Genomic DNA, 14171 nt, shown 5'->3' on the forward strand with positions numbered 1-14171 from the left:
CTCCTGCTCGGATTAAGGCTTCAAAATGAAGACTTGTCGTCATCGCCGGGGTTCAGAGAAAGATGCCCTTCGGTAGCTGCGCCGCCACCACCCAGTTCGGTATATCGACTATCTCGCCGATGCGCATATCCACCGCCACCGAACACAGGGCGTAGGCCATCTCAGGCGCGAGGCCGTAGTGCTTACCGAGATGGTCGATCATGGCGCGAATGGCGTCGCGCGATGCCTGCATCAGGTCCGGACCGACTCCGGTGGTAACGTAAAAACCCTTGTCGTCGCGACGCGAACGGCGCAACGAACGCGTCGTTTCGCATTGTGGCGCTGGCAGGTTTGCCTGCTTGAGCAAGCCAATGCGCACAGTCACGCTGAACTGGGTTTCCACCGCAGTACCGCAGACCTCACCGTCGCCTTGCGCGGCATGGGTATCGCCCACGGACAGCAGGCCGCCGGGCACTTCGATAGGCAGATACAGTGTGCTGCCGCGCGTCAGGTCGCGTAGGTCGAGATTGCCACCTACCCGTCGTGGCGGCACCACGCTATGGTGTCCCGGTGCGGCCGGTGCGAGCCCAACAGTGCCGGGGAACGGTGCGGTTTCCAGCTCGATACCGTCCACGAAGCGCACGCGTTGATCGTCATACTCCGAAATATGCAAAAACGGGCTCGAGAATTCTTCGGCAAGCAGGCCGAAACCAGGAATGATCGCGGTCCATCCCCAGCCCACACCGGCGAAGTCGAGCATTTCGACGGCGATCGCGTCGCCTGGCTCGGCACCTTCCACATACAACGGCCCGGTCACCGGATTGATGCACGCGAAATCCAAACTCGGCACCGCCGATGCGTCCGATTTGGCAGTGAGCTGACCACCGGAAGCATCGCGAACCTCGAATTCAACGATTTCACCCGGTACGACGTGCTTGACCGGTACGAGAGTATTGTCCCAGCCATGATGCGAATGATGACTGTGTATCGTTTGATAGCTGCTCATGCCCTGCCCTCCTGACGGGGTGATTTTCGGTGGGTTCAACTCACCCGGATACGAGGATCGATGAGATAGGACACGATGTCGGCAACGATATTGGCCACTACCACGAAACAGGCCGCAAACAAGGTCACGCCCATGATGACCGGCACGTCGGTATTCTGGATGCCCTGCCACATGTATTGCCCGACACCCGGCCAGCCGAAGACCTGATCGATGATGACCGCGCCGCCCATCAGGAAGCCGAAATCCAGCCCGACCAAAGTTGGGACCGGCAGAATAGCGCCCGGCAGAATATGACGCAGCACGACCGTGCGCCGCGGGATGCCGCGGGCAAGCGCCGCCTCGACATAGGGCTCGCGGTGCTCGCGCACAATTTCCGAACGCACCACGCGGGTATGCCAGGCCGCATTGAGCAAACCCAATGTAAGCGAAGGCAAAATCAGATAGCTCAAGCCGCCGTACCCACCCAAGGGCAACCAGCCGAGCTTGAAACCAAACACATACAGAAACAGCAGACCGGTAACGAATTGCGGAGCTGCGACGGTCACATAGGAGAAGCCCATGGCCAGCTTGTCTGGCCAGCGACCGCGCCATAACCCACCGACGACACCTAGCGACACCCCGAGCAACACCTCCCAAAAAATCGCGCCGGTCACCAGCTCCAAGGTGGCAGGCACGCGCGAGAACAACTCGTGGGCAACGCTGGTGCGCTCCACGTAAGACCAGCCGAGATTGCCCTGCAACAAATGCCACATATAAATCCCGTAACGCATCCACAGCGGTTGATCGAGACCGAGCTGGGCATTGATTCGCACCAAGGTATCCGGGTTTGCGGCACGGCCAGCGATGAGGCTGGCCGGATCACTGGGTATGACGTATAGCAACAGAAACGTGATGATCGACACACCGATCAACACGATCACGCCCTGCCCCAGGCGTCGCAGCAAAAAACTCAGAAAATGTCCGTTCACAAGGCAGCTCCGCGCATGCGTGTCAGATACGATGCAACAATCGGCTTCGACTCAACCACCATGTTCGATTTCCCCCAATCGGGCCTGTTGATTATTTTCGATAGCCGCTCCATCCGCCCGCGCGCCACGCACTTCCATATTTTCCATACGCTCGTGCAGATACTCGCCGACGATATTAAAGGCCAGCGATAGCGCGAGAATGAAGGCGCCGGGAATAAGCACTGTCCACGGCGCTACCGTGAAGTAATTCTGGTTGTCGTGAATGATATTGCCCCAGCTTGGCGTCGGCGGCTGCACGCCGACGCCAAGGAAGGACAATGCCGCCGACATTTGCACGGTGGTAGCGATACCCAAGGTTTCCCAAACCAACATAATCGGCGCCAGATGCATCAGCAGATGACGCGTGAACAGATACCAGCGCCCGGCGCCGAGCATCCTCGCCGCCGTCATGTAATTGCGCTCCTTGATCGACAACGTCTTGGTGTAGGCCACGCGCGCGATCCAGGTCCAGTTGGCCAGTGCGATAATCAGCGCTGCATTCCACAGGCTGGGACCAATTACCGCCGCGATGGCGATGGCGAGAATCAACGCCGGGAAGGCCAGCATCAGGTCGACGAAGCGCATCACCGCTGCCTGCGCCCGCCCCTCCAGCATACCGGCGATACCGCCGATCAACGTGCCGATCAGGACTGCGATGGTATTGGAGACAATCCCGACCAGCAGGGTCGCCTGGGCGCCGTAGAGCACCCGAGAAAACAGACTGCGGCCGAGATTGTCGGTGCCAAACCAGTTGCTCCACGAGGGTGGCTGCGGCAGACCATCAATACTCAGACCATTGGCCAGCTGCAGATCTGGCGCATAAGGCGCGAGCACCGGTGCCAATACCGCACCCAGTACAATAAAGACGATGACGATCAGACTGAGAAGCAGACCGAGTCGAGGGCGCTTGCGCATAACCCAATGATTTTTCAGCATGTACCCGCCTCCTCTACAGACGTGGCCTGCGTGGCCTGCAACCGCACTCGACCGGGTAATCGGGGAACAGCGGCGATCAATTGCCGCGTGTATTCGCTCTGCGGCGCGCGATAAAGGTGTGCAGCCGGACCGATCTCGACCAGCTTGCCCGAGGCCATCACCGCGACGCGATCGGCAATCGCGCCAACCACGGCTAGGTTGTGTCCGATGAACACAATGGTCAGATCGAGATCACGCCGCAGTCGGCTCAGCAGCTCCAGTACATTGGCCTGGACCGACACATCCAACGAGGACAAGGCCTCGTCGAGTATCAGCAGGTCGGGGTTGATGGCGATGGCACGTGCAATCGCCGCCCGCTGCACCTGCCCACCGGACAACCCACCGGGCCGACGGGCTGCGAAGCCGGCGTTAAGCCCGACCAGCCCCAACAAATCCCGTGCACCTCGGCCCTGCGGATCGGTGATGGTGCCGTATTTGAGCCGCAGTGCCTCCTCGATGGAGCGCTGCAAGGGCCAAAGCGGATCAAACGAGGAATAGGGATCCTGAAAAACCAGCCCCACATGCCCGGCAACGTCGCGCGGCCGAGGCGAGACCAGCGTTCTACGGGTCTTGCCCGTTGTATCACGCAGCCACAGCCGCACCTCTCCCGTGGTCGCGGCAAGCTGTCCCGTCATCACCTGGGCCAGCGTCGACTTGCCGCTACCAGAGCCGCCGACCAGGCCCAAGCACTCGCCTTCGTGCACATCCAATGTGACGCCATCGACCGCTAGGGTCTGCCGGCGATTACGCCCCCAACCACTGTGATAGCACAGCGAAACATCCTGTAAGGCAATGACTCGATTCGCGCTCACAGGCTCACCTCGGATTCCATCGAATGGCCGCTCAGCTTTGCGGGATCTGCGGAACGATTGAGTGGATACCAACAAGCCGTGTCATGGCGGCCATCGCCTTGCAATACAGGCCGTTCAACACGACAACGCGCCTCGGCCTGCGGACAGCGGGGAGCGAACACGCAACCGGGACCACGCCGCCCCGGATCGGGCACCTCGCCGGGAATCGCTCGCGGCAACGTCTCATCGCCCAACCCCACGATCGCATCGCACAGTGCCGACGTGTATGGATGCCCCGGACGACAGGTCACTTCCTCCGCCGGTCCGCATTCCAGTACCTGCCCGCCGTAAAGCACATAAACCTTTTCCGCCATTTCGGCGATCAAGGCGATGTCGTGCGACACCAGCACCACCCCCTTGCCGGCCACGCGCGCGATTTCCATCAAGGTCTCGACCACTTGCCGCTGCGCCAACACGTCCAGGGCCGTGGTCGCTTCGTCGCAGAACAGAAATTCCGGGTCGGTTATCAGCGCCATGGCTATCAATGCCCGCTGGCGCATCCCGCCCGAGAGCTGGTGCGGGTATTTCGGCAATATGTCTTCGACCTCCGGCAGACCCGCCGCACGAAAACTCTCCGCAATCCGCGTCTCGGCACCCGGCGCCTTGGAAGCACGCAGGGTTTCACGTGCCATCGAGCCGATCTTGCGGACCGGCGTGAGCGACGAAAGCGGATCCTGAGGCACATAGCCGAGCACACGCCCGCGCAAGGCCTCACGGCTCGCCGCGCCCGCGGGCTCGAGCGCAAATTGCATTCCGTCGAGTTCAAGTGTGCCCGCCGTCACGGCCAGCCCTGGCGGCAACAAACCGAGAATGGCCTTGAGCAGCACACTCTTACCCGACCCGCTCTCGCCAATGATGCCCACACGTTCGCCGCGACCGAGCGCGAAATTCACGTCATCGAGCACCGCCGCACCCGAGGCATTGACCACCGTCAAGCCACTGACTGCCAGGGGCTCATTACTTGCGCCTGCATGTGTCACCATCGTTTCATCCGCCGCCCACCTGCTGTCTATCGGTCACCACGCCATTGCGGCGCGTCCGCCACACCTTCATCTTGGCGATCCACCAAGAAAAATGGCCGGCGAGACAAATGCCCGCCGGCCATCGGCCTTGCTTGATCCAGGCCTACGCCTTCACGCTGAACATGCGTGAATACGTGAAGGGATAAACCCCCGGATCGGCAAACACGTTACCGGGGCGACCCTCTATGTGCTTGCTGTGCATGGTGAAATCCACTTGGTTGAACACCGGAACCCAGGGCGCGTCGTGCATGACGGCACTGAAGATTTTCTTGTACAGAGCCATACGCTCATTGTGCTGATCGGCCTTGTACATACCGTCGGCCTTGGCCGCCAGTTGATCCAGTTTCGGATTTTTGTAGAACGCCCAGTTCCAGCCACCCTTGATCGCACTACTGCTGCCCAGGATGGGGCCGTAGAAATCCGAGGGGTCGGGGAAGTCGTCCACCCAGGCCAGCCCGCCAGACCACACCATCGGCGCCTTACCAGGCGTGCCGGCGATCGCGATCACTTGCGCCTGGCTGAGAATATGCAGCGTGACCTTAACGCCGATCTTCGCGAGCTGAGCCTGGATCGCCTGGGCGATACGCGGGTTCGGATCGCTGTTCATCGCATACATCTCGGTCTCGAAACCGTCCTTGTGACCGGCCTCTGCGAGCAGCTTTTTCGCGGCGCTCAGGTCGTAGGCATAGCCCTTATAAGCGGTGTCGTAACCAGGCATTCCCGGTGGCAGGATCTGGTTGGCTGGTTTTCCGCGTCCGTTGATCGCGCGAACGATGGCGGCCTTGTCGATCGCCATGTTGATCGCCCGACGCACACGCAAGTCGTCGAAGGGCTTCATTTCCGTATTCAAGGTGATGTAGCTGGTTTCAAGCGGGTGCCCCTCGACCAGCATGCCGCGATATTTAGGATTGCGCTTGACCAGCGCAAGCTGGGAACCCGGTACGCCGTCGCCAAGGAGATCCACCTCGCCGCGTAGCAGCTTGAAATAGGCGGTAAGACTGTCGATGCCCAGATCGAAACGCACCTCATCAAGATAGGGAATACCTGGAATGAAATAATGCGGATTTTTCTTGAACACAATTTCATTGCCTGGCTTCCACGATGTCATGTGGAATGGCCCGGAACCCACCGGATGATGGGCAACATCCTTGCTATAGGCAGCCACTGTCTTGGGCGACACGATGCTGGCGAAATTCATCGCGAGCACCTGCAGAAAAACCACATTCGGCTTGGCGATCTTGAAGCGAACCGTATGCGTATCCAGTGCCGTGACACCGGATAGTGTTTTGGCCTTGCCGTTCACTCTCTCGTCGTAACCGACGATCGGACTGAAGAAGCTCTGTCCAGGGCTGGCCGTCACCGGATCGACCACACGATCGATCGAGAAAACCACGTCCTCGGCGGTCAGCGGCGTACCGTCGCTGAACTTGAGTCCGGGGCGCAATTTGAAGGTGTATTCCGTGCCGTCGTCCGACACGCGATAGCTCTCGGCGGCATCCATAACCAGCTTTGTGGTACCGGGTTCATAGGTGACCAGCCGGCTGAACAGAGCGCGCATCATTGGCCAGTTTTGCCAGTTATACCCAATCGCCGGGTCCAAGGTACCCGGATCGCTCTTATAGGTCACCACCATGCTGCCACCCGGCTTGATCTTCATCGAAGCGGCAAAGGCCGCCTCGGTCAAGGACGCACTCATCGTGGTCGCCGCGGCGGCAAAGCCCAAGGCCTTGAGGAACTCTCTGCGTTGCATGCTTGTCTCCCGTTAGATGTACTGCACGCGGACACGTAATGCGAATAGCGTGCCACCCCATCAGCCCTGCATTCACTGGTCTGACTTAACCTACCTCATTGATCGAAAACACTTATCAAGCACGCTTTTGGCGCGCATACCAGGTGACGCGCCCCAAAATGAAGCGTCATCGCCCGATGAACGACATCCACTCGCCCAGGCAAGCACAGATTTAGTGCGGATATGATTCCGCCTGACTTCTACTCGCAGCCCACACTTACCAACGCGGTATCACGGGTCTATACTGCTTTTATATGCAGATCACATCGGTACATCGGCCATGAACATTACCGACTTATCCGCCTCGTTCTACCCGCAGGTAAATCCGCAGGCCACCCCGGCACAGCAAATCCAGAGCCAACTGCAACATATGCAGCAGGCGCTCGGTAACGGCAACCTAGCGGGTGCCCAGCAGTCCTACGCCACCCTGCAACAGGCGACCGCTGCACCGCAGGCACAGATAGGCAACAGCGTCGCGGGCAATTCCGCCTTCGCCACACTGGGTCAAGCACTGCAAAGCGGTAATATCGGTGGCGCGCGCGATGCACTCGCTGGATTGCTCCAGAATGCCAATCAGGCACAACAACCGGCTCAATCCAGCGCAGCAACCTCCGGCGCATCCAACAGCGGATCAAACACGGGTAACGGCGGGAATAACACCTTCCACGTCACTGCCTGAAGCGCCGACACCTTAAAAATACGATAAACGCCCCGTCATCGCCGGGGCGTTTTCATTCCCGGTACGCCTCCCGCTTGTCGCCACTTGATGTGCGTCAAATGAAGCCGGTTGATAGCGTGACGCTCCGCGCACACCACGCGTAGTATCCCTCCCGTAATGAGCAATAAACGAGCAACAAGCTCGTTCAGCCCTGGCGACAATATCCTGGGCATACGGAGGCAAGTGTGACTGCAGCGGCAACACCAGCAAGTCGCAAGGAGACCTCCGACGGGGTACGTTGGGAATCACGATCGGGAGGCCGGGATGACGTCAACAACGCACCCGGAGGAGGGGGGACCGTCCAGAGAGGACTTGCCCCATGGCAGACAGCGATGCAACACCCGTCGTCATCGATTCAATCGATTCGGAAGCAATTGACAATACCAAACGAAGATTTCTAATCGCTTCAGCAACGGTGGTAGGCGCCGCCGGGGTGGCTGCATGGGCCCTGCCCTTCATCAAATCGATGGAACCCGACAAGGCGGTTACTGCAGCCGGTGTTCCCATCGAGGTCGATGTCAGCAAACTCGAACCCGGCCAGCTCATCATCGCCGAATGGCGACAGCGCCCCATTTGGATTTTGCATCGCCAGCAATGGATGCTCGATACCTTGCCCAAAAATACCCCGCGCCTGAAAGACCCTGATTCGCTCGCTCCCCAGCAGCCGGACAAGGACTTCATCAACGGCGACTATCGCGCATTGCGCAAGGACATCTTCGTTGCCGTTGCAATCTGTACGCATTTGCAATGCTCGCCCAATTACGCACCCAAACCGAAATCCGTCAACACATGGTGGCCCGGTGGCTTCCATTGTCCATGCCATGGCTCGATGTACGATTTCTCCGCACGCGTGTTTGACGGCTCGCCGGCACCGCTGAACATCCCCATCCCACCGTATTTCTGGAAAACCGACACCCTCGTTCGTATTGGAGAAGTCGAAAACGGAAAATTCCAGAACTGGGTACCCGCCATCTGGTGATGGCAGAGCGGATATGCGCCCATCGAGTCGCGCTCAGACAAACAACCGGGGATTACAGCGACATGAAAATCAGCACACGCATTGTAAAACGAATATTGACGGCTACGGCTTGCATGCTTTCAGCAAATATTGCATACGCGGCGCCTGGCCTGAGCTATCTCGGAAAGGTCCCGAGCGGCGAACCGGCGCAGGTTAAATCGATCCTGAGCAACACCTGCTCTGCCTGCCACGGCGCGGATGGCAACAGCCTGATGACCCAATACCCGAACCTTGCCGGACAAAATGAAAGTTATCTTGTCAAGCAACTGGATAACTTCCATACCGGTGCGCGCAGCAATCAAATCATGCAGGCCATGGTCGCCACCATCCCAGCCGATCACTTCGCACAAGACGTGGAGGATCTTGCCTATTATTTCTCTCAACAAAAATTCAACCCCAAAATAAATGCCAACGCAACCGAACCCAAAACCACGCTCAAGATACTCAAGATTGGAGAGCAGATTTACCGTTCCGGATTACCCACTGCCGGAGTACCCGCTTGCATGGCCTGCCATGAAGCCGATGGCATGGGCAACGGGCCTATGGCCATCCCCCGTCTAGCAGGCCAGCATTCTGCCTATGTGATTACGCAACTTCTCCAGTTCCGCGATGGAGAACGGCACAACGACCCTCATGAAATGATGCGCATGATCGCGGGACGCCTCAGCAAAAAAGAAATAACTGCTGTCGCATTTTATGTGCAGGCACTCAGGCCGAACTTGATTCTTGGAGACGGGCCGAAGAACTACGAACAAACACAAAAACAAGGGCAGCCGACACCTCTGATCGGTGTGCCAACCGATCAGATCGCCGCGCCCGCGGCCGAAAAAACGGCGGCCTCGACAACTTCATCGCCGAAACTCTGAGCATCACGAATCAGCGGCCAAGAGCAGACCGCCCCACATACCTGCCGCGTCAAGGAAATCGCCATGGATACGAGTCAATCTGAGCAAAAACCCGGCATCATGGGATGGATAGATCGTCGCTTCCCAGTCACCAGCATGATGCGCGAACACCTCACTGAATACTACGCACCCAAGAATTTCAACTTCTGGTATTTTTTCGGATCGCTACTGATTCTGGTTCTCGTTCTGCAGATCGTAACCGGCATTTTCCTCACCATGCATTACCAACCCAATGCGAAGCTCGCCTTCTGGTCGATCAACCAAGGCATCATGAACGACGTCGAGGGCGGGTGGTTCATTCGTTATATGCATGTGCTCGGCGCTTCGAGCTTTTTCGTGCTGGTTTATTTCCATATGTTCAGAGGCTTGATCTACGGTTCCTACAAACAACCGCGCGAACTGCTCTGGATCATCGGGGTCCTGTTGTACGTCGCCCTATGCGCCGAATCTTTTTTTGGTTATCTACTGCCCTGGGGCCAGATGTCTTTCTGGGGTTCCAACGTGGTGATTTCGCTGTTCGGGGCGATCCCGGTCGTGGGGCAAACGATCGCCCAGTGGATTCGCGGGGATTTCGTGGTCGGCTCCCCTACGTTGGATCGCTTCTTCGCACTACATGTCATCGCGGTGCCGTTGGTCCTGGTGATTCTTGTTTTTGTACATATCCTGGCGCTGCATCAGGTTGGATCAAACAACCCGGATGGTGTGGAAATAAAGAACTATAAAAATGCAGACGGCGTACCCATCGATGGCATCCCGTTTCATCCCTATTACACCGTCAAGGATATCTTCGGCGTATCCGTATTCCTCGCCATTTACCTGGCCTTCATATTCTTCAAACCCTCTGGCTGGGGCATTGTGCTCGACAAGCTCAACTACGTACCGGCCAATGCTCTGAAGACCCCACCAGACATTCATCCGCTGTGGTTCCTCACACCTTATTACGCCATGCTGCGCGCTTGGCCCAGCAAGATCATCGGCGTGCTGAATCTCGTCGCCGCATACATGCTGATGTTTCTGATCCCTTGGCTCGATCGGAACCCGGTGAAATCGGTTCGCTACCGTGGCGTATTCGTTCGCATCAATATCCTTGTGCTTTCATTTTCATTCATAGTGCTCGGATACCTCGGCATCCAGAAGGCAGAAGCGATCTATGTGCTGCTAGGTTATCGCTTCACCGAAATATTCTTCACCACTTTCTGGCTGATGATCTACTTAAACCGCGTACGCAGCCACCTGGCCACACTGATCTGGTGGGTCGTAATGACCGCGTTCTTCGTTGCCATCGATGCGTGGATGGTGTCGGTCAAGGCGCATAGCTGGGGGGTCTTACTGGAAAGCCTGTGGATGCCGGTCGGTTACGTCACGCTCATTTTCGCTGGTGCTCGATGGAAACCCTCGCTGGTCGCCGACAAACTTGTTCCGGAGAGGGTGCAAGCATGATCAAATTACTCACAAAACTCGCGACCTTCCTGCTGCTGGCCACCCTGCTCGTACCCGTTGCGCAGGCAGACTTCGCGCTCAAGTCGGTACAAATCGATACCGCGAACAAGGCCGATCTGCGCAACGGCGCGGCCTATTTCATGACCTACTGCATGGCCTGCCATAGCATTCGTGCAGATCGTTTCAGCGACATGAGTCATGTGCTCGGGCTACCACTGGAAAAAATCCAGAGCGAGTTCAATTCGACCAGCCTCAAGGTGCACGACGCCATCGTCAGTCCAATGGCACCTGCCGACGCAACCCATTGGTTCGGCCTGGCACCGCCGGATCTATCGGTCATCATCAAGATGAATGGCGCCAATTGGGTCTATACCTATCTGACCTCGTTTTATCTAGATCCCTCACGCGCGACCGGCGTCAACAATGCCGTTTTTCACAATGTCGCCATGCCCGACGTACTTTGGCAGCTTCAAGGCCTGCAAATGCCGGTCTACACGCAAGGCACGAAGAACGGCCACTCGACCCAGGTTTTGACCGGGCTGAAGTTGGTTTCGCCCGGCACGCTGACACCCGCCGAGTTCGACAAAACCATGCGCGACATCGTGACCTTCCTGTATTGGGCCAATCACCCTCACCAGGCGGAACGCGAGCACATCGGCCTTTGGGTCATGCTGTTCATGGCCCTGTTCATCGTCGTCGCCTATCTGCTCAAGCACGAATACTGGCGGGCAGTCAAACACTGAAAGGGGGAGGCTTGGCGCCCTGCGGGTGTCTGCCTATACTGGCGGCGGCGGCATCGAACGGATATGCGTTCGATGCCGCCGCCGTTTTTTTTCGCCCGCGAGATCTGAAACCACATGCCGCCGCCAACCGCCCCACGCATACGTCAAGCCGACTGGCAGTCTGATCGCACAATTTTGATCGCGCTGCGCGAAACCGTCTTCGTCCATGAGCAGGGCGTGCCGCTGGAAATCGAGATCGACGAAGCCGACCCGATCTGTCTGCATCTACTGGCCGAAAAGGCCGGACATCCCGTCGGTACTGGCCGCTTGCTCGAAGACGGCCATATCGGGCGCTTAGCCGTCCTGCGTGAATACCGTGGCCAGGGGATCGGTCGCGCCCTACTCGACGCATTGATGCACGAAGCAGCCCGACTCGGCCACCGCCACGCCATCCTCAACGCCCAGCTGCAGGCCATCCCCTTTTACGAGCGCGCAGGATTCACCGCGAGCGGCCCCGAATTTCTCGATGCGGGAATACCGCATCGAGAAATGCACTGCGCCTTGTCAGCCAGCATCGAGGCAACGAGACCGGCGTTGGACTAAAGTCGTTCTGAGGACACTCTCGCGCAGACAGGTATGTAAACCATGGCTGAACCTCCCGCCCCTGCGCCCAAGCAGCGACACGATCCTCTCCAAGGCCGCGAGGCTCTGCAGACCGCCTCGCTGGCGCTTATTGAATCGACACGGAGAAGCGTCGACATTCTGAGTCGCACGCTCGACCCACCGCTCTACAGTACCGACGACTGCAGCGATCGCCTATTCGCCCTGATCAAGCGCAACCGGCACTGCCGTATCCGTATTCTGGTCGCCGACATCGATCCCCTGAGACGACAAGGGCACCGCCTACTCGCGCTCGCCCAGCGCGTCCCCAGCTTTGTCGAAGTCCGTCAGCAAGCCCCCCGGCATCGCATGGAGCGTCGTGAATGGCTCATCAGCGACGCACAAGCCGTGCTCTATCGCGAGCAGGCCGATCGCGATGACGCGATCATCAGCCGCCACGACCCACGCTGGGCGCTCGCGCTTACGAATGAATTTCAGGCGATGTGGGACGTGGCGGAACAACATCCGGATCTACGTCGGTTGTCGCTCTAGGATGGGTGATCGATCAAGGATGTGCGGCATCGTCGCGCGCCAGCAGGGCCTCTAGGTCCGATCTGACCGCAGCGATGGCGTCGAACAAACCAACGTGCGGGCGCCGATGCCCGCCGTTCACGAGCACCGCGAATGCACCCCAACGACCGTGCGCCAGGCGGAGATACCCCGCCAGCGCGAATACCGACACCGGCTGATTCAGCGAACCCGTCTTGGCCGCGATGCGCGTATCCCACGCCGTCGAACCGCCCTTAAGCATGGCCACCGGGGTCTGGTCCGGCACGGTCAGCCCCGCCAGAAAGGCCGGAAAATCGCCGTAACGATGGTATTCGTGCGCGAGTAGCGCCGTGATGTCGTTGGCCGACAAGCGATTGCCCACGGTCAGGCCGCTGCCGCTTTCAAGCAACGGTCGACCGTCACGCGCCCAGGCGAAGAGCGAAGCGACATCGACGGCTCGGGCGTAAGCGCTCAAGCGTCGCCCCGCCTCCGGCAGATTAACGGGCACGGGCGCACCGTCGGCCGCGGCCCAGTCGAGTGCCAGGGTATCGGCCATGTAGTTGTTGCTGTACACCAGCATGCCGCGTAACTGCTCGCCTAGCGGTGTACCCTCAACTTTAGCGACAGGCACACCGGCCATAACCTTGCCGCCCGCGCGGACGACCGCCACCCCGCCATGCACCGCCACCCCGGCCTGCTCGAGAAACGCACGGAATACCTCTCCGGCAAAGCGGTCAGGGTGTGCAATCGAGCGGTAGAAGCGGCGGGGCTTGCCGCCCAGCGGGATGCCACCGGAGACTTCGAAGACCTCGCGCGCACCCTCGCTGCGGCGTACGACGCGGATATGCGCCGGTTGGCCGGGCGGCAGAGTTTCGACACGCCCGCGGATCGCCAGCATGGGCAGATCGAACGGCTCGAAGGCAAGTCGTGCGGGTGCCCCCGCCTGCGCGCCAGGACGCACGCTCAGACAGGCATTGCTGAAATCCACCCCGGCCGATGACAGCGGTGCGTTATAGGCGTCCTCGCTTTCGCGCTTCGCCCGGCAGCGATCGCGCGTCACACAGGGCACCGGGCCAAAGCGGCGCGCATCGACCAGCAAACGACCGTCAACGACGCGGATGCCGGACTCGCGCACGCGCTGGGCCAGCGTCCAGAGCTGCGCGTTGACCAAACCCGGATCGCCGCCACCGACGAACACGAGGTCGCCGTGCAGCACCCCCTGCTTCACTGACCCAAGCCGGGTAACTCGGGTTGTGAATCGCTTGGCCGCGCCCCAGCGATCGAGCGCGGCGGCCGACGTGTACAGCTTCGTCACCGAGGCCGGGATCAACGCCTGCCCCGGATCCAAGGTGGCCAGCGTACGGCCGCTCTCGATGTCGATCACCCGCGCGCTGACCCGCGCGCCAGACGCCACCAGATGGTTGAGCGCGGGCAGCGAATAAGGGGGCGCTTCCACGGCCTTGTCCGTCGCGTGGGCCGCGGCGGCGGACAAGGCGAAACACAGGGCGAAGAGCCAACCCGTCAGCACACCGCCCCGTCGGGTCGAGGCCAGCGGCGGGAAGACAGCGGGGCGGCGGCGATGTATCACCG

14 protein-coding genes are annotated in these 14171 nt (G+C 59.5%); 7 read left to right on the top strand and 7 right to left on the bottom strand.

The annotated features are described in order from the left end of the window. Window positions 1-52 precede the first annotated feature (52 nt). The 6 genes from BI364_RS10515 to BI364_RS10540 form a co-directional block, all read right to left on the bottom strand. Complete coding sequence (locus tag BI364_RS10515) at window positions 53-985, bottom strand: acetamidase/formamidase family protein (protein WP_070078700.1); 933 nt, start codon at window positions 983-985, stop codon at window positions 53-55. Between the two features lie 35 nt (window positions 986-1020). Beyond that, entirely contained in the window at window positions 1021-1953 is a 933-nt protein-coding gene (locus BI364_RS10520; RefSeq protein WP_197495679.1) for an ABC transporter permease, read from the bottom strand. Between the two features lie 51 nt (window positions 1954-2004). Beyond that, window positions 2005-2928: an ABC transporter permease gene (locus BI364_RS10525; protein ID WP_083251311.1), complete on the bottom strand. Its 924-nt coding sequence runs from the start codon at window positions 2926-2928 to the stop codon at window positions 2005-2007. Next, window positions 2922-3779: an ATP-binding cassette domain-containing protein gene (locus BI364_RS10530; protein WP_070078702.1), complete on the bottom strand. Its 858-nt coding sequence runs from the start codon at window positions 3777-3779 to the stop codon at window positions 2922-2924. Before BI364_RS10530 ends, BI364_RS10525 begins: the two co-directional genes overlap by 7 nt. Further along, window positions 3776-4801: an ABC transporter ATP-binding protein gene (locus tag BI364_RS10535; protein WP_070078703.1), complete on the bottom strand. Its 1026-nt coding sequence runs from the start codon at window positions 4799-4801 to the stop codon at window positions 3776-3778. The genes BI364_RS10530 and BI364_RS10535 overlap by 4 nt, the downstream gene beginning before the upstream one ends. A gap of 142 nt (window positions 4802-4943) precedes the next feature. Further along, entirely contained in the window at window positions 4944-6590 is a 1647-nt protein-coding gene (locus BI364_RS10540; RefSeq protein WP_070078704.1) for an ABC transporter substrate-binding protein, read from the bottom strand. A 319-nt stretch (window positions 6591-6909) separates the two neighbouring features. On the opposite strand from BI364_RS10540, the gene BI364_RS10545 reads away from it, so the two are divergent. From BI364_RS10545 to BI364_RS10575, 7 genes are all read left to right on the top strand, one after another. Then, on the top strand, window positions 6910-7308 hold the full coding sequence (locus BI364_RS10545; protein WP_070078705.1) for a hypothetical protein: 399 nt from the start codon (window positions 6910-6912) through the stop codon (window positions 7306-7308). 358 nt (window positions 7309-7666) lie between these two features. Then, complete coding sequence (gene petA, locus BI364_RS10550; RefSeq protein WP_083251313.1) at window positions 7667-8326, top strand: ubiquinol-cytochrome c reductase iron-sulfur subunit; 660 nt, start codon at window positions 7667-7669, stop codon at window positions 8324-8326. 62 nt (window positions 8327-8388) lie between these two features. Next, window positions 8389-9231 (top strand): c-type cytochrome, encoded by an 843-nt coding sequence (locus BI364_RS10555; protein ID WP_197495680.1) that lies wholly within the window; start codon window positions 8389-8391, stop codon window positions 9229-9231. A gap of 63 nt (window positions 9232-9294) precedes the next feature. Next, window positions 9295-10710, top strand: coding sequence for a cytochrome b (locus tag BI364_RS10560; RefSeq protein WP_070078707.1), 1416 nt, complete (start codon window positions 9295-9297; stop codon window positions 10708-10710). Further along, window positions 10707-11453 carry a cytochrome c1 gene (locus BI364_RS10565; protein WP_070078708.1) on the top strand — a complete coding sequence of 249 codons (747 nt, stop codon included), beginning with the start codon at window positions 10707-10709 and terminating at the stop codon, window positions 11451-11453. Before BI364_RS10560 ends, BI364_RS10565 begins: the two co-directional genes overlap by 4 nt. A 114-nt stretch (window positions 11454-11567) precedes the next feature. Then, entirely contained in the window at window positions 11568-12035 is a 468-nt protein-coding gene (locus BI364_RS10570) for a GNAT family N-acetyltransferase (RefSeq protein WP_070078709.1), read from the top strand. A 42-nt stretch (window positions 12036-12077) separates the two neighbouring features. Further along, window positions 12078-12584, top strand: coding sequence for a DUF7931 domain-containing protein (locus BI364_RS10575; RefSeq protein WP_070078710.1), 507 nt, complete (start codon window positions 12078-12080; stop codon window positions 12582-12584). 13 nt (window positions 12585-12597) lie between these two features. Here the strand turns inward: BI364_RS10575 and dacB are convergent, their stop codons facing one another. Further along, window positions 12598-14169 carry a D-alanyl-D-alanine carboxypeptidase/D-alanyl-D-alanine endopeptidase gene (gene dacB / locus BI364_RS10580; RefSeq protein ID WP_070078711.1) on the bottom strand — a complete coding sequence of 524 codons (1572 nt, stop codon included), beginning with the start codon at window positions 14167-14169 and terminating at the stop codon, window positions 12598-12600. Window positions 14170-14171: the final 2 nt, after the last annotated feature.

It is taken from the genome of Acidihalobacter yilgarnensis (assembly GCF_001753245.1).
Classification (GTDB): domain Bacteria; phylum Pseudomonadota; class Gammaproteobacteria; order DSM-5130; family Acidihalobacteraceae; genus Acidihalobacter; species Acidihalobacter yilgarnensis.

Excerpts from the sequence above, each read along its gene's own strand:
- BI364_RS10560 (WP_070078707.1), top strand. The coding sequence starts at position 9,295 with ATGGATACGAGTCAATCTGAGCAAAAACCCGGCATCATGGGATGGATA.
- BI364_RS10540 (WP_070078704.1), bottom strand. The coding sequence starts at position 6,590 with ATGCAACGCAGAGAGTTCCTCAAGGCCTTGGGCTTTGCCGCCGCGGCG.
- BI364_RS10545 (WP_070078705.1), top strand. The coding sequence starts at position 6,910 with ATGAACATTACCGACTTATCCGCCTCGTTCTACCCGCAGGTAAATCCG.
- BI364_RS10570 (WP_070078709.1), top strand. The coding sequence starts at position 11,568 with ATGCCGCCGCCAACCGCCCCACGCATACGTCAAGCCGACTGGCAGTCT.
- BI364_RS10555 (WP_197495680.1), top strand. The coding sequence starts at position 8,389 with ATGAAAATCAGCACACGCATTGTAAAACGAATATTGACGGCTACGGCT.
- petA (WP_083251313.1), top strand. The coding sequence starts at position 7,667 with ATGGCAGACAGCGATGCAACACCCGTCGTCATCGATTCAATCGATTCG.
- BI364_RS10525 (WP_083251311.1), bottom strand. The coding sequence starts at position 2,928 with ATGCTGAAAAATCATTGGGTTATGCGCAAGCGCCCTCGACTCGGTCTG.
- BI364_RS10565 (WP_070078708.1), top strand. The coding sequence starts at position 10,707 with ATGATCAAATTACTCACAAAACTCGCGACCTTCCTGCTGCTGGCCACC.
- BI364_RS10535 (WP_070078703.1), bottom strand. The coding sequence starts at position 4,801 with ATGGTGACACATGCAGGCGCAAGTAATGAGCCCCTGGCAGTCAGTGGC.
- BI364_RS10575 (WP_070078710.1), top strand. The coding sequence starts at position 12,078 with ATGGCTGAACCTCCCGCCCCTGCGCCCAAGCAGCGACACGATCCTCTC.
- BI364_RS10515 (WP_070078700.1), bottom strand. The coding sequence starts at position 985 with ATGAGCAGCTATCAAACGATACACAGTCATCATTCGCATCATGGCTGG.